Source organism: Carboxylicivirga sediminis (assembly GCF_018156225.1).
In the GTDB taxonomy this organism is placed as follows: Bacteria; Bacteroidota; Bacteroidia; order Bacteroidales; family Marinilabiliaceae; genus Carboxylicivirga; species Carboxylicivirga sediminis.
The window spans coordinates 25,082-40,718 of the sequence record NZ_JAGTAR010000015.1 but is presented as its reverse complement, the minus strand read 5'-3'; the positions used below and the strand labels follow the sequence as shown (position 1 = coordinate 40,718).

At 39.1% G+C, this 15,637-nt stretch carries 12 protein-coding genes and 1 tRNA gene; 6 read left to right on the top strand and 7 right to left on the bottom strand.

All coding sequences use genetic code 11. The annotated features are described in order from the left end of the window. Positions 1-97 precede the first annotated feature (97 nt). Entirely contained in the window at positions 98-1,237 is a 1,140-nt protein-coding gene (locus KDU71_RS10945; protein ID WP_212190750.1) for a helix-turn-helix domain-containing protein, read from the bottom strand. Positions 1,238-1,822: 585 nt separating this feature from the next. Here KDU71_RS10945 and KDU71_RS10940 point away from each other — a divergent pair. Next, on the top strand, positions 1,823-2,113 hold the full coding sequence (locus KDU71_RS10940) for a hypothetical protein (RefSeq protein WP_212190748.1): 291 nt from the start codon (positions 1,823-1,825) through the stop codon (positions 2,111-2,113). 199 nt (positions 2,114-2,312) lie between these two features. Here KDU71_RS10940 and KDU71_RS10935 read toward each other — a convergent pair. Continuing rightward, positions 2,313-2,397 (bottom strand) — tRNA-Ser (locus KDU71_RS10935). A gap of 248 nt (positions 2,398-2,645) precedes the next feature. Between KDU71_RS10935 and KDU71_RS10930 the strand changes: the two genes are divergently transcribed. From KDU71_RS10930 to KDU71_RS10920, 3 genes are all read left to right on the top strand, one after another. After that, the gene (locus KDU71_RS10930) at positions 2,646-2,918 is read left to right on the top strand and encodes an HU family DNA-binding protein (protein WP_212190746.1); all 273 of its coding nucleotides are present in this window, start codon (positions 2,646-2,648) and stop codon (positions 2,916-2,918) included. 82 nt (positions 2,919-3,000) lie between these two features. Then, positions 3,001-3,681: a TrmH family RNA methyltransferase gene (locus tag KDU71_RS10925; RefSeq protein WP_212190744.1), complete on the top strand. Its 681-nt coding sequence runs from the start codon at positions 3,001-3,003 to the stop codon at positions 3,679-3,681. Between the two features lie 71 nt (positions 3,682-3,752). Further along, complete coding sequence (locus KDU71_RS10920) at positions 3,753-4,466, top strand: LytR/AlgR family response regulator transcription factor (RefSeq protein WP_212190742.1); 714 nt, start codon at positions 3,753-3,755, stop codon at positions 4,464-4,466. Positions 4,467-4,518: 52 nt separating this feature from the next. On the opposite strand, the gene KDU71_RS10915 is transcribed toward KDU71_RS10920, so the two are convergent. Further along, positions 4,519-5,172: a DUF4956 domain-containing protein gene (locus tag KDU71_RS10915; protein ID WP_212190740.1), complete on the bottom strand. Its 654-nt coding sequence runs from the start codon at positions 5,170-5,172 to the stop codon at positions 4,519-4,521. A gap of 203 nt (positions 5,173-5,375) precedes the next feature. On the opposite strand from KDU71_RS10915, the gene KDU71_RS10910 reads away from it, so the two are divergent. Both KDU71_RS10910 and KDU71_RS10905 read left to right on the top strand, forming a co-directional pair. Further along, positions 5,376-6,647, top strand: a complete 1,272-nt coding sequence (locus KDU71_RS10910; RefSeq protein WP_212190738.1) for an MFS transporter — start codon at positions 5,376-5,378, stop codon at positions 6,645-6,647. An 11-nt stretch (positions 6,648-6,658) separates the two neighbouring features. Continuing rightward, positions 6,659-7,621, top strand: coding sequence for a glycoside hydrolase family 130 protein (locus tag KDU71_RS10905; protein WP_244828409.1), 963 nt, complete (start codon positions 6,659-6,661; stop codon positions 7,619-7,621). A 74-nt stretch (positions 7,622-7,695) separates the two neighbouring features. Here KDU71_RS10905 and KDU71_RS10900 read toward each other — a convergent pair whose 3' ends face one another. The 4 genes from KDU71_RS10900 to KDU71_RS10885 form a co-directional block, all read right to left on the bottom strand. Continuing rightward, on the bottom strand, positions 7,696-8,535 hold the full coding sequence (locus tag KDU71_RS10900) for a helix-turn-helix domain-containing protein (protein WP_212190736.1): 840 nt from the start codon (positions 8,533-8,535) through the stop codon (positions 7,696-7,698). A 106-nt stretch (positions 8,536-8,641) separates the two neighbouring features. Then, the gene (locus tag KDU71_RS10895) at positions 8,642-10,504 is read right to left on the bottom strand and encodes a LamG domain-containing protein (RefSeq protein ID WP_212190734.1); all 1,863 of its coding nucleotides are present in this window, start codon (positions 10,502-10,504) and stop codon (positions 8,642-8,644) included. 15 nt (positions 10,505-10,519) lie between these two features. Continuing rightward, a complete protein-coding gene (locus tag KDU71_RS10890; RefSeq protein WP_212190732.1) occupies positions 10,520-12,088 on the bottom strand; it encodes a SusD/RagB family nutrient-binding outer membrane lipoprotein in 1,569 nt (522 codons plus the stop codon). Between the two features lie 20 nt (positions 12,089-12,108). After that, positions 12,109-15,501, bottom strand: a complete 3,393-nt coding sequence (locus KDU71_RS10885) for a SusC/RagA family TonB-linked outer membrane protein (protein ID WP_212190730.1) — start codon at positions 15,499-15,501, stop codon at positions 12,109-12,111. Positions 15,502-15,637: the final 136 nt, after the last annotated feature.

Here is a 15,637-nt window from a genome sequence, read left to right as displayed (position 1 = left end):
GCCCCCGTTTTTTTTAATGAAATGAACAATTACTACCTGTTTCTAAAAAGTTTTTACCAAAAGATAGTTAAAACGATTACTTATGAATTAACACCCATTACAAGTTATGAGCCTGGATATACTCGGTAGGCGTTTTACCAATTTGTTTCTTAAAAATTCGATTAAAGGTTGTTTTTGAATTAAAGCCAGCTTGCTCGGCAAGATGTTGTAGGGTATGTTGTCGGTGATAACCTGAATTAATTAGTTCAATGGCCGTTCTCATCCGGTATTCATTAACTATATCAAAAAAAGTTTTCTGGAATTCGACATTAAAAACTTCGGATATTCGTTTATAAGAAAGGCCTGTTGAGTTGACAAGGTCTTGCATTTTAAGATCCGATTTGAGGTATGGCTTATCTTCTTCGAAATAATTTAATATTAACTCTTTGTCATTACGATTGGTATTCTCTTCCTTAAAGGCTTGCTGTACAGGTTTATTGGTAATATATTTTAAAATATCTTCTTCCTCAGCGAAGAATTCTGGTCGTTTAATTGTAAATACACCAAGAAAGATTGTTAAGATGGTAAGTCCCAAATAGAACACAGCGAAAAGATCGATTTTAATATTAACCTGTAAAACCTCCATAATAATACCAGATGTGCCGCATAACCACAATAAGATATTCAAGCTTATGAATAGTTTTAGCCATTTCAATGATCCTAACTGATATCTTGTCAACCGAACTCTTCTAAAGTACTGAAAATGGTGTAATTTACGCAATGATAATATAGAATAGAATATTCCTTGCACAACTATTAAAAGGTTAAAAAATAACTGCAATGAGATATACCACTGTGGAAATGAACGTTCCAAAATCATCTGCACTTTGCTTTCGGAACTTTGTATAAAAAAAGGTATAAAAACCACAACATATAACAATCCAGGAATTAAGTGTACCAGGTTCTTCTTCCACGTTCGAGTATCATCATACAAATAGGTTCTTAAATAAATATACATCAAAGGGTAAAATAATAATGCAAACACATCTAATGAAGCATACAGGTGAGGATAACGCGAAAAAAAATCTGGTGATTGAATCATAAAACCAAATACAGTCAAGGCCCATGAGAAAGCTAATAGTCCCAATACTTTATTGGCAAAAAAACGTGTTGGATAAAAATATAGGTAGAATGATAATAATGCTGATAAAACAGCACCCAATAATAAAACTACATTAAATAAATTCCCAATTTCCATACGCAGCCTGATATTTTATACGATAAGACTTATCTACCAAAAAAATAAGAATACAGCCTTTGAGTGGTTTTAACACATTCAAATTTAATACCAAAATCAGATTATATAAAATTACTATGACACTAATGTATCACATTCTACCTTTTTAAGGTATTATATCGTATTAATATAGTCTATTCTGATTATTAAATTCTTTTTTCAAGACTATAATTTAAGGGTATTATTAATTTTAGGCTACAATAATATCAAGATTTAAAAAAATAACCATTCATTTTATTATTTCACAGAAACAATAAATCGCTATAAGTGGAAATGCCTATAAATTTTATCTTGAAGAGAAAATGAAACCTAGTTTTATCAATCCCTTTTCATGAAGAAGCTAAGACAGAGCGGTAATTAAATGGACTGAAGTAAAAAATAACAGCAGTTAAGCAAGAAAAAGCAAACGATAAGCACGATTAAACTCAAAAAAGCACAGTTTTACTGGATAAAGCAAATTATGAGCTTAAGAAAGCTAAGAAAAGCTCGAAAAACCATTTCCCTTTATTAATTAGGGCACGAGTTTCTTTTATATTTAATGTATGAATGGCATATAAAAAGTGGCTAACAACCCATACATGCTCTTATGCAATTATTAAATTTGAAAGATATAAATCAAATACAATGGTAAAGGAACTAAAATGTGTTATTTGTAAAAAGACAGTAAAAGAGATGTCAGGAGTTATTTCTGATGAGCCAGAGAATCTGGCTTGGGATGGCGGTGCTGTTTTCAGAGATACAGTAGGATATGGCAGTAGGTTCGACATGAAAGAACTAATAATATGCTTGTGTGACGAGTGTATTGAGAAAAATCTAGGATTCTTGACCTTCGGCTAATATCGTTATTCTACCCTTTGGGTTGACATCTGCAGCTTTGCTGTAACCAAGAAACGAATATATAATAGATGTATTTTAAGCTGTATCGTGATTGCCACAGATTATGAAGGGAATGAAATAAAAAACGCATCACCTGAAAAGGTGATGCGTGTAACATTACGTGTAAATTTTGTAATTGCCTGAAATTCAGACTGAACTGCGGAGAGAGAGGGATTCGAACCCCCGGTACCTCGCGGTACAACGGTTTTCAAGACCGCCGCATTCGACCACTCTGCCATCTCTCCAGTAAATTCATTGTGCATTTCCTTAAATGCGGGTGCAAATATATACAATAATCAGCATGAAACAACCTATAAAGCCTGAAAAATTCAGATTTTTTTTAAAAAAATAACGACTGAAGATAATAGTCTTTTTAAAGCCTGACTTTTATTAGACTTTTTTTGCTCAACATTTGGTAAACACTGGAAATACTATATATTTGTAGAGGAAAGTTTAAGAATTAAATTAGATAACCCTAAAATTAAGGAGTATTATGAACAAGGCTCAATTAATTGATGCAATTGCTGGCGAAGCAGAATTAACAAAAGCTGATGCAAAAAAAGCTTTAGACGCATTTATTAAAGTAACTGGCGATGCATTAAAAGAAGGTGGTCGTGTTGCTTTAGTAGGTTTTGGTTCTTTTGGTGTTTCTGAAAGAAGCGCTCGTACTGGTAGAAATCCACAAACTGGTAAAGAAATCGAAATTCCTGCTAAGAAAGTTGTTAAATTTAAGGCTGGTAGCGAATTAAGTGACGCTATCAACTAAGAGAAAACAACCGTAAAATATTAAGAGAGTGCTTTTGCACTCTCTTTTTTTTATCACAATCTTTGGCAAAATTTTGAAACAGATGATTGATAAGCTGCTAAACTTTTTGGAAGATTTCACACTTGAAGAAAGGAAACAACAATTATGGGATATTGCCAATCAACGAACACGCTATACCACAGTTGTTTTAGAAAACATATACCAGACACAAAATGCCAGTGCAGTTCTGCGATCGTGCGATTGTTTTGGCATTCAAGATGTTCATATTATTGAAAACGAAAATACCTTCAATGTCAACCCCCAGGTTGTTATGGGTGCAACCAAATGGCTCAACCTGCATCGTTATAACGAAAGACCAAACAACACTCTTACGGCATTAAAAAAACTAAAAGGCGATGGTTATCGTATTGTAGCCACCAGTCCTCACGAGAATGATGTCAACCTTAATGATCTTGACTTATCGAAAGGAAAGATAGCATTTGTATTTGGTAATGAGCGCGAAGGTATTTCTGACATCGTTAAAGAAGAAGCTGACGAGTTTATGAAAATACCCATGTATGGCTTCTCTGAAAGTTTAAACATATCAGTTTGTGCAGCTATTACGTTACAGCATGTTACTACTGAGCTAAAACAAAGCAATATAAATTGGCACCTCCCTGATGATGAACTTAAACGCCTGTATTTTGAATGGCTGAAAAAATCTATTAAAAAAAGCGATTTGCTGGTAGACGAATTCAACCAAAGAAACAATACTGACTTTTAAGTGTTAAAATTTTAAGTGGGATACAACTGATAATGACGATATTTTTTTATTTTTGAAGAAAATCTGATTCTATGAATTGCATTATTATTGATGATGACAAACTCTCAACAAAGATTATTCAGGAATTTGTTGAGAAAACAGATGATTTGAATCTGGCGGGGAAATTTGATAGTGCAGTGAGTGCCATTAACTATCTCTCTAAGCAAGGAATTGAGCCTATCGACCTCATCTTCTTAGATATAGAAATGCCTGAAATGAGTGGTATTGACTTCTTAAAATCATTGGATGAACTTCCACAGGTTATTGTTTATTCCTCTCAAGAAAAATATGCAATCGACTCATACGAGTATAACGTTACAGATTATCTGCTAAAACCAGTGCAGTACGGACGTTTTATCAAAGCCGTTAAAAGAGCGCGCGAACGTTTTGAGGAGAAAGAAAGTGTTACAAGAGAAACCAACGAAATATTTGTAAAGAACAACAGTTCACTGGTGCGTGTTAAGTATGACGACATCCTCTGGATAGAAGCACTTGAAAATTACGTTGTTTTAAACACCTTCAAAGACAAGTTTACCATTCACTTTACTATGAAGGCCATTTCGGAAAAGATGCCACCAGACCGCTATGTAAGAGTACATCGCTCTTTCATTGTTAACCTCAATAAGATTAAAGTCATTGAGGATAACTCAGTAATAATTAATTACGAGGGTGGATCAAAAATTATCCCAATCGGTAAATCTTATAAGGATAAGCTGATGGATGACATCAACTTGATTACCAGATAAAAAATAAAAACCGTCATTCGACGGTTTTTTTATGTCTTCGCATGCCTAAATGCTAATCATCGTCATCATTGCTGTCATAAGTGGTCACATTACTCATCTCTGAGTTATAATAGTAAATAATAATCTCGGCTGTATCTCTTAAAAAGTTAATACGGCCAACTTCTGCTCTATGTATATCCAACCCGGTACGTTCTCTTAAATCATCTATCATCTCATCATAGCGCTCTGGAGTAATTAGCTCAATCTTTTCGTAAATAATTAACTTGCTCGATTCATGCTTTAACAACCAAACACGCTCTAAGCCAAAAGTAACAGCCACAACCAAAAAGTTAGTAGCAAATAATTCCATCAAGCTCACTTTATCTCCACTCAAGGCATTTATAACCGAAATTCCTATCGTAATAAACAGGTAGGTCATTTCCTTTATCGGTATTTGCGTTGTTCGGTAGCGTATGATGCCAAAAATGGCAAACAATCCTAAAGCAAAACCCAGCTGAAGGTTCACATTATCTAGCAGGATACATAACAGAAAAACAATAGTGCTTATCAGCAAAAAAGTAAACAGGTAATCTTTACGACGTGCATTCTGGTAGTAAAGGAACCTGACAAGGATAAGCGTTACTATGAAGTTGAATGCAAAACGCACTAATAATTGCAATAAACCATCCGGATTAATAAAGTCGGCTTCAAAAAAGCTAACACCCATAAACATTTGTTTGATTAGTTAAACATACTTACTGCAATATCGGCAAAGTCAGTAACAATACCATCGATTTTTTATAATAATATTGAGTGGCGCATCCGCTGCAGTGGTGCAACATTATTTTTTTTGAATAAAAACAGCACACCCTAGTAAGGGCAAAGCCACGTGAACACGTCATTCAGTTATAGACTTAAAACAAACTATTAATGAATAAGAGTAAAACAACACCTCCTGCCCTATGGATTCCTTCGGTGTATTTTGCCATGGGATTACCTTTTGTGGCAATTGCGCAGGCTTCTGCACTCATGTACAAAAACCTTGGCATTAGTGATACACAAATTGCTTTCTGGACTTCACTTATAATGCTCCCCTGGACACTTAAGCCTCTCTGGAGTGCTTTTTTGGAGATGTTTAAATCCAAAAAGTTTTTTGTAGTTAGCACACAGCTCATCACTGGCATCACATTCATTATGGTGGCACTGTCATTACCTCTCAATGATTTTTTCAGATATTCCATAGCCTTATTGGCCGTGGTAGCCATCAGTGGAGCTACACATGACATTGCCACAGATGGTGTTTATCTGAACGTTTTATCATCAAAGCTACAGGCAAAATATATTGGCTGGCAAGGTGCTGCCTATAATATTGCTAAAATTGTGAGTGGTGGCGCATTTGTATATGTGGCTGGTGAACTGGAAAAGAGCATGGGGATTGTAAAAGCCTGGATGGTAGTAATGGGTATTTATGGTATCGTTATGATATTACTGAGCATCTATCATATGCGCATGCTACCTGGAGGTGGAGCTACAACCGCTCCGGTTAAATCAGCCAGGGAAGGTTTTAAGGCCTTATGGGACGTTATTAAAACCTTCTTTCAGAAAAAGTATATCATCTGGCATATTACCTTTATCATCCTTTACCGCTTTGCCGAAGGGTTTGCAATTAAAATAGCACCACTATTTTTTAAGGCAGCAAAGGCGGAAGGAGGCTTAGGATTAAGTACCTCTGAGATTGGTCTTATCTACGGAACAATGGGTGCAGCAGCCTTTGTGATTGGCTCTCTGCTGGGAGGCTATTACATTTCAGCAAAAGGGCTTAAAAAGAGCTTATTTTCACTCGCCCTGATCTTCAATTTGCCATTTGCCGTTTACGCATTGCTTGCCAGTTGGCAACCCGAGAGCTTAACAATTATATCAGCAGCGGTAATTGTTGAGTATTTTGGATATGGCTTTGGTTTTGTAGGCCTCATGCTGTTTATGATGCAACAAATTGCCCCCGGCAAATACAAAATGGCCCATTATGCTTTTGCTTCTGGCATTATGAACCTTGGCTTTATGATACCATCCATGCTAAGTGGTTGGTTTAGCGACACCTTAGGCTATAAGGTATTTTTTATATGGGTACTAATAGCCACCATACCTTCGCTATTGGCTGCACGCTTTGTACCTTTTGTACACTCCGAAAATGAAACTAATTAAAATAGCATATCATGACTAACAGAATTCCATGGGAAGAGCGTCCTGACGGCTGCAAGGACGTAATGTGGCGTTACTCCGAAAACCCAATCATCGGACGCTACCACATACCAACATCAAACAGTATTTTTAATAGCGCTGTTGTGCCATTTGGCGATGGCTTTGCAGGAGTATTCCGCTGCGACAACAAAGCTGTTCAGATGAATATCTTTGCCGGTTTTAGTAAAGACGGTATCAACTGGGACATTAACCATGAACCTATTCAAATGCAGGCCGGTAATACGCAAATGATTGACTCGGACTACAAATATGATCCGCGTGTTACCTTCATTGATGATCGTTACTGGATTACCTGGTGCAACGGCTACCATGGCCCAACCATTGGCATCGCCTACACATTTGATTTTAAGGAATTTTTCCAATGCGAGAATGCCTTTTTACCTTTTAATCGTAACGGCGTATTATTTCCTGAAAAGATAAATGGTAAATATTGCATGCTAAGCCGCCCGAGTGACAATGGCCACACCCCATTTGGCGATATTTACCTCAGTTATAGTCCTGATATGAAATACTGGGGCGAACACCGCTGCGTGATGAAAGTAACGCCCTTTGAGGACAGTGCCTGGCAGTGCACTAAAATTGGAGCAGGCGCTGTACCTATCAAGACAAAAGACGGATGGCTGATTTTTTACCATGGCGTTATTAACACCTGTAATGGTTTCCGATACTCGATGGGAGCTGCGCTACTAGATCTGGAGCAACCGGATAAAGTATTGTACCGCAGTCAGCCATACTTGCTGGCGCCTGCCGAAATATACGAACTGGCCGGTGATGTGCCTAATGTGGTATTTCCTTGCGCAGCACTTAACGACGATGAGAAAGTTGTTGTCTATTATGGGGCTGCTGATACTGTGGTTGGTGTAGCTTTTGGGTATATTGATGAAATCATTCAATTCATAAAAGATAACTCTTTGTAAAAAAAATAAATAAAGGATGAGCTATAAACCAGCTCATCCTTCATTTATACCGGAAGCAATATAATACACCACTATCACTCAACAACAAATGAATGCCCTATCCCTCCTCTTCGAAAATCACTTGGTGTAGTTCCATATCGTATTTTAAACTTCTTTGACAGGTACTTGGGATCCTTAAAACCCACCTTATAAGCCACCTCAGAAACATTGAACATACCATCTTTTAATAGTCGGGCCGCTTCTTCAAGTCGAATATCTCTCACAAACTCACTTGTTGTTTTCCCTGCTAACTGTTTGATTTTCACATAGAGCATTGTACGACTTACATTCATCAGGCTAACAAACTGCTCAATATTGAATGCTGTATCAGAATAATTATCAAGTACAACATTACGTGCTCTGCTGATGAAAAGTTGATCTAATGAACCATTTCCATTGCCTGATTCAATAGTGGCACTTTTTTGATACAAATGTTTCAGTCGTTTACGTTCTTTAATTAATGCATGTGCACTGGCCAACAATACACGTACATCAATTGACCACTTAAAAACCCGATCGACGCCGGCATTTAACCAAGCGATATGCTTTAAGTCAGAAAATTGTTTTAGCAATCCTATAATAGGAATATGCGCTGTTCTTACATCTGATTTAAGCTGTTTGATGGTACTGATATCCTTTAAATGAAGCTTATCGGATGCAATAACAATAAAATCAGCTCCTGCTTTATATACTAAATCAGGTGAGAACTTTTGCAGTGCAAGGCTTGTAACGTTTGAATACTGCCCGAACGCCAGACCAATTGACGTTTGCTCAAGGTCATACAATAATAATGCGCGTTCCCAAGCTACTTGTCTGTCAGCATCCTTGTATTTGTAATAGGGGGATAAAACTGTTGATGTATAGATTTGTTGCATAAATCTTACGCATTGTGGTCATCTTTTCAAAGAGATTTGACCAGGATTAAAAAAAAGCCGTGACCCAATTATCACGGCTTTCACTCAGTTTTAGATTAGGTTAACACTATTTATTCCAAGAAATACCTCGCATCTCACCTTTATAGTTACCTGTAACATCCTCGAACTTAACCCCTGCTACCTTATCGAGCGGGAAGTATGCATTCAGTCCGGGTTCAGTGCCAGTGATCTCAGCATCCAGGTCAGCAGCATCGCGAGCGACATCCCACAAACGGAAGTCCTTGATATAACCATCCATCTTCCCCCAGCCATTGCCGAGCCACATTTCGCCCCAACCGGAAACATTAGGAGCACCTATATCTTCAAACACAGCTTCCTCCACTCCATCAACAAAAATTTTGGTTGTACGAGCGGTATTATCATGTACTAAAGCTACATGCTGCCATTCGCCGGTCTTCATTACCAATGGATTGGTTTTCGGACCCTGCCAGCCATTACCCGCATTAGTAAAGTTCCAAAGACCACCCGATGCCAAAACATTTTCTTCAGTTAACTCCTGATAGCCATATACCCACACGCCATACTCACCATTATTAAAGAACTCACCTGTTCCATATCCAAAGAGAGAGCGCACCTTAACATCAAACTCAACAGTATAATCACCTTGCGGCGTGTAATTTGGTGTAATACGCAAACCTACAGCATCTTTATCCTCACGATCAACGAATATACCTACCGCATCGGCTACCAGCATTTTATTAATAGTAACAATTTTAGATGTTAGCTGAGATGCTTTACCATCAATCTCATCCTGCCGGTTGGCATTTTCTTTAGCTGTATTACCTTCTGCAATTAACTCATCAATGTAGGCAATTGTTCCAACAGGATAGTCTCCATCATTTGTTCCTTCAGTTACATCCGCTTTAAAAGCCTCCAACTCGGCAATAGCCTCGTTTAAAGGAGTATAATCAAGTGTAATTTCCGGAGGAGTTCCATCCAGCTGCCACTGAATATCACCAATTAATTTGGCGGTGTAGTTGCCTGATACATCCGTGAAACTATCACCCAGGTCAGTGACAAGCGGAAAGTACATTTCCAGACCAGCCTCATCACCTTTCATATCGGCATCTTTATTATCTGCGATTTGCTGTGCTGTACGCACACCTTTCCAAACCTTTAAATCGCGCACCATCGTGTTACAAACTCTGTCAGTCCACATTGGGCTGTTGCCTATCACAAATGGCTTATCAGCTGCCAACAGGTGAGTATTGTTATTAACTGCCTTTTCAATCCCGTTTACATAAAGCACCTGGGTTGATCCGTCATTGGTCATGGCCACATGCATCCATTCGCCGGCTTTTAAAGTACCGGCACCTGCCTGGCCGCCTGTATCTACCCAATTGTTGTTACCCACTACAATCTGTACATTACCATCACTGAAATAGCGCACGCCAAATCCACTGTCGGGACCACTCTGCTCACACGAAAATAAGTTATTCGAATAACCTCTTGTATTCAGATCAATGATGTAACATTCAATTTCAATGGTCCAGGCTTCATCCAATACAGGTTTTATATTATCCGAAATCTGGATATACGTATCGGGTGTTTGTTTAATCCAAGGAATAGCCAATGCTACCGTATTGGTTTTAAACTTATTGATGTAGATCTGCAACTTATTAGTGGCATCAACTATATCATCCTGACTATCTGAATTGTTTATTTTCCACTTACACCAATCAACACATTCCTGCAATTCTTTGATAGCGCCAGGCTTGAAATCACCTGGACTACCACCTTCTTCAGAATTGGCAATCAGGCTTTCGGCTTCTACAATTAATGCATCCAGGGCATTAGTATCCCAGGGGCCACTTGTTTCATCATCTTCGCACGAAACAAAGCCTACCATCATAAATGCAGCAAATACTGCTGATAATATTGTGAATCTGTAATTATATAATTTCTTCATCTTAATTCGGATTTATTAGAAGTTAGAATTCATTAAGCCATCCACCTTCGCTTTTGTATCAGCTGTATCCCACCATACCTTAATATCCATTCTGTCATCGTCTTCAGAACGCATACCTTCCGGCATGTTTTCTTCATTCTGACGATGCTCATTATCCGGGTAGCGAACCCGCTTCACCCAAGTACCGGATGCTACTGTAGAGCTACCACTAACACCTTCAAAAGGCAACGTGATATCCGGGTAATCGGTACGGCGAAAATCAGCCCAGCCTTCAACTCCGTTGGGAAAGTTGGCCAGCCATTTTTGTGTGATAATACGCTTCAGACGGCCTTCATTAGAACCGGGTAAAGCTGGCAGACCATCAATATAAGCTTCGGCATCAGCACCTTCTACTCCTACATAATCCATAGATGCCTGTACTCCTTCTTTGTACAGTTGCTCATAATCACCCGATGCCCAGCCACGCAAGGCTGCTTCCGCCAATAAAAATTTCACTTCTGCATAAAACATCACCGGGCAGTACATCTTATCAGAGCCATTGCCTACAAAATCTTCGTATCCACCTTCAAGGTTAATGGTAGCATAGGCCTCTTTAGCATTTGCCGGCACCAGATTGTAACCATTTTCTATCCCTTGATACCTATCCTCTCCAACTTCTTCTTTTGTTTTAGGAACTGCCTTATCATTTTCAATACGTTGGTAGGCAAACCATATTGGTGTCCGCGGATCTTCATCAACAGTTGATTCAGAATACAGGTAATCGGACATGGTTTTTGACATACGGATATTATTCCAGGCCCAGGCCATTTGATGAAGGTAATCGTACCAGCCTTCGCTCCACATTGGCACACGGGCTACATCGCCATTATCAACCAGTAGTCCGCCAGGTCCGGCAATGGCTGCTTTAGCCTCCACCTCAGCACGGGAAGGATCAACATTGGCAATTCGCATAGCCAAACGCAGGCGCAGGGAGTTAGCAAAGCGCTTCCATTTCTCCACATCACCTTTATAAATCAAATCGTACTCCGACCCATAACTATACTGTTCTGTATCACCTGTAATGGCTTTCACAGCTACATCCAGGCGCTTAAATAAATCATCATAAATTTCGCTTTGTGCTGTATAAGGCACTGGATCGCCTTTACTGGCATCGAAATATGGAATATCTCCATAGGTATCTGTCATACGCGACCACCAGTAGCACATCCATATATCATTAATAGCCAGCGCATCAACATAAAACTCATTATCCCCAAACTGGTCAATAATAGCTTGTGAACTGCGCAAATGACGAGTATACATTTCACTCCACTGGTTACCAATCCACCCGTCGACATACTCATAACGCGGTGAACCGAAGCTAGACACTGTATTAGCCCAATACTGACTATATAAATCAGGATACAGGTTAACATTTCGCTGATAATTGGCAAACACTTCCTGCTGCATCTTATTAAAGAAGAACTTTGGTTCGACGGTGGTTGTTGCATCCGAAGGCACATTCATATCGCCAAAGTCATCGGAACAGCCTGAAGCTGTAATCAGAAGCAATAAAGCGAATAATGCTGTATATATATTTTTCATGTCTTTCATGTTTTAGCTGATTAAAATCCTAAATTAATCGAGAAACCATAGGTTCTGGTTGAAGGAACAGGAGCAAAATCAAAGGCCTGAGCCGCATACGCCGAACTGTAAGCACTGGCATCGGGCACGGTACCTGGTGTATCTTTATATAAGTACCAAAGGTTACGACCAACTAATGCAATACGCATCGATTGAATAGGATTATTGGATGAGATTCGCTGCAGGAGTGTTTTAGGTACATTATATCCCACTACAATCTCCTTTAATTTCATGTGCGATGCGTCATACATAAACTCCTCATCTACTTTAGCTACCTGGCGCCAGTACTCTTCGGCACTTACCATTACATTATTGGCACCTCCTTCAGCTGTCACGCCATCAACAAAAAAGGCCATTCGATTATTTACATCGGTACGCTTGGCAGTACCTGCTGAAGTAGCGCCGCGCTCTGAACTTGATAAAATATCACCACCTTGTTGAACTGAGAATAATGCCGACATATAAACGCCTTTATAATCAGCTGTCAGATTTATAGAACCAGTCCAATCAGCCTGAATATTACCTATCACATGGTCGCTTCCTTGTGCTAATGTTGGTAAACCTTTATCGTCTACAATGACTTGTCCCTGTTCGTTGCGGGCATATACCGAACCTCTGATGTCGCCAAGCTTCCCACCTTCAACGGCCCATACATTGCTACCAAAATCATACTCTTTTAAATCTTCGTGCAGTGCTTCCAATACGCCTTCGTTCTTGGAGAAGTTGAAATCAAGACCTAATTTGAAATCTCGGGTTTTAACAGGTACGGTTGACAGCATAAACTCAATACCTTTGTTGCTAATCTCACCGGCATTTATGTACTTTGTCTTATAACCAGAGCTTTGAACCACCTCAATATTTACAATCTGGTTTTTAGTCAATTCATTGTAATAGGTAAAATCTAAGCCCAATCGATTATTAAAAAAACGTAAATCAACACCTGCTTCCCATGAGGTAGAAATTTCGGGCTTTAAATCCTCAATAACAGCATCTTCAGGGACAACACCCGTTGTTAAACCATAGTTCCAGCTTTCTAATTTATACAGCTGACTGGTATTGTAAGGATCGGTAGCCTTACCAACCTGTGCCCACGATGCACGTGCTTTGGCAAATGAGATAAATGATGGCATTTCAACCATATCTGAGATAATACCACTTAGGCTTAAAGATGGATAGAAGTAAGAATTATCGTAATCAGCATCAGCAGATGTTAAGGTTGATGACCAGTCGTTACGCCCTGTAAAATCAAAAAATAGTTTGTTGCGATAAGCAATCTGGCCAAATCCGTAGATTGAACGCACTTCTGACTCAGTAATAGATTCGGTTGCATTGATATTTGAACCGGCTCCCAGGAAATAATCACCTTCTGAAGCCAAACGGCCCGAAGTACCGCGCAAACGCTTATCAACACGCGACATATTGTTAGCACCAAAATTAAGACCTACTGCCCAGTCATCATTAAAGGTTTTGTTGTATGAGAGTAAAAACTCATAATTCTCTTCCTTAAAGTTACTCTGTTCAGTGTTATAGTTAGGGCGCGAAGGATCAACATTATCTGCGTAAAGGTATCCTTCAACCGCATTAAACTGATAGAAATCCAAGCCATATTTGAACTTTGCTTTCAGGTTTTTATGCAACTTGATATTTGCGGCAATGTATCCAAATGTTCGGTTTTTACTATCGCTGTTATCGGTTTGTGCCTGCAGGAAGTATGGATTACGGTTGTTGGCATTAACGGTAGTGTAAAGCTTTTCAACATGCTCACCTGATACAATATTGTAACCTGGTTTCAGGTCGCGATTGCGAATATTCATCGGCATTCCGTTGAAATAAGAGATGTAGCTATAGTTACCAATCTCAGGACGCTGATCACCTTCAGTCACAAAGTAAGACAGCTTAGTATCAATATTCAACCAGGAATTTATGTTATAGTCTCCTCTAAAGTCAAAGGTTGTTTTTTCAACCTTATGATCTTCATAAATGCCATTCATAATGTCTTTACCCAATGATACACGGAAGGTACCATCATCATTACCACCTGTAAAAGCCAGATTGTGCTTGTGGCTCAATCCTGTTCTGGTGAAATCTTTCAAACGATCCTTTTGAGCTGTAAACGGCAGCATCTCACCTGTCCATGATTCCAGTTCCTGACCATTCATTTCAGGCCCCCATGACCACTCACTATCCTTGTAATAAACACCATCTGTTCCCTGACCATAGCGTTCCTGTAAATCGAGCATGTAAGCTGCCTCGGAGAAAGTAACACCGCCAGAGTAGTTTATACCTAAACCCTTACGTTTGGTTCCTTTCTTTGTTGTTACAACAATTACCCCATTACCGCCTCGTTCGCCATAAAGAGCTGCTGCATTAGGACCTTTCAGAATAGATACTGACTCAATATCTTCGGGGTTGAGGTCGAAAGCACCTCCTGCACGGGATGTACCTCCCCAGATACCTCCATCACGTTCATTACCATTGTCAAATGGCACGCCATCAACTACCCAAAGCGGTGCATTATTATCAGTTAATGAACTGGCTCCACGAATATCAATACGTGAAGTTCCGCCAATACCACCTCCCGACTGATTAATCTGAACACCCGCAACCTTACCTTGCAATGAACTAATCAGATCAGCATCGCCAGCCTGCGTTAGCGCTTCAGATTTTACATCCTGAACAGCATAACCCAGTGCTTTCTTTTCGCGCTTAATACCCAGAGCGGTTACCACAACCTCATCGATATCAAGTACTTCAGACACCAATGTTACATTAATAGTATTGCGACCGGCCACATTCATTTCCTGCTCATTAAAACCAATGAATGAGAAAACAACAACGGCTTCTTCTGAGCTCACTGTCAGCTTATAACTACCATCAACACTTGTAATAGTACCATTTGTTACATTATCTTTCTCAAAAACATTGACACCAGGTAACGGTTCTCCTGTATCATCAGTAACAATACCACTAATTGTTACCTGCTGTTGCATATTTGACATTTGTCCTTCCTGGTAACGCTTAGTGATAATGATATCCTGATCGATAATATGGTATTTGTACTCGTCCAGGTTGAGTACCTTATCTAGTACTTCTTCAATACCTCTATTCTGCATCTGAATATCCACCCGACGGTTTTCGTCTACATCTTCTTTACTGTAAAATACATTGAAGTTGGATTGCTTTTCAATTTCATCGAAGACTCTGGATAATGTCGATTGCTTAAGATTGATTGATACTTTAGCGTTTTGTGCAAAGGAAGCTGCACTCACTTGTATCATTCCCACGATCATCAATAAAACACATAGTTTCATAACAAGTGCTAGTTTCTTGAGCTGGTTCCTGGGGATACCAACTACGGTTTTGTTTTTTTTCATAAATTTGTAATGCTTAATTATACTGTTATAATTAGTTATAGCCGGTTTGCAGACCGGTTGTACCTTACATCGGGAGTAGTTGCAGCTATTCCCGTTTTTCTTTGGCTAAGTCAGTTTGATTTCAACCAGAGTTTTA

Bases quoted from the DNA above. Each gene is read 5' to 3' on its own strand.
- KDU71_RS10915 (WP_212190740.1), bottom strand. From the start codon at position 5,172: ATGGGTGTTAGCTTTTTTGAAGCCGACTTTATTAATCCGGATGGTTTA.
- KDU71_RS10885 (WP_212190730.1), bottom strand. From the start codon at position 15,501: ATGAAAAAAAACAAAACCGTAGTTGGTATCCCCAGGAACCAGCTCAAG.
- KDU71_RS10920 (WP_212190742.1), top strand. From the start codon at position 3,753: ATGAATTGCATTATTATTGATGATGACAAACTCTCAACAAAGATTATT.
- KDU71_RS10945 (WP_212190750.1), bottom strand. From the start codon at position 1,237: ATGGAAATTGGGAATTTATTTAATGTAGTTTTATTATTGGGTGCTGTT.
- KDU71_RS10890 (WP_212190732.1), bottom strand. From the start codon at position 12,088: ATGAAAAATATATATACAGCATTATTCGCTTTATTGCTTCTGATTACA.
- KDU71_RS10895 (WP_212190734.1), bottom strand. From the start codon at position 10,504: ATGAAGAAATTATATAATTACAGATTCACAATATTATCAGCAGTATTT.
- KDU71_RS10905 (WP_244828409.1), top strand. From the start codon at position 6,659: ATGACTAACAGAATTCCATGGGAAGAGCGTCCTGACGGCTGCAAGGAC.
- KDU71_RS10900 (WP_212190736.1), bottom strand. From the start codon at position 8,535: ATGCAACAAATCTATACATCAACAGTTTTATCCCCCTATTACAAATAC.
- KDU71_RS10940 (WP_212190748.1), top strand. From the start codon at position 1,823: ATGGCATATAAAAAGTGGCTAACAACCCATACATGCTCTTATGCAATT.
- KDU71_RS10910 (WP_212190738.1), top strand. From the start codon at position 5,376: ATGAATAAGAGTAAAACAACACCTCCTGCCCTATGGATTCCTTCGGTG.
- KDU71_RS10925 (WP_212190744.1), top strand. From the start codon at position 3,001: ATGATTGATAAGCTGCTAAACTTTTTGGAAGATTTCACACTTGAAGAA.
- KDU71_RS10930 (WP_212190746.1), top strand. From the start codon at position 2,646: ATGAACAAGGCTCAATTAATTGATGCAATTGCTGGCGAAGCAGAATTA.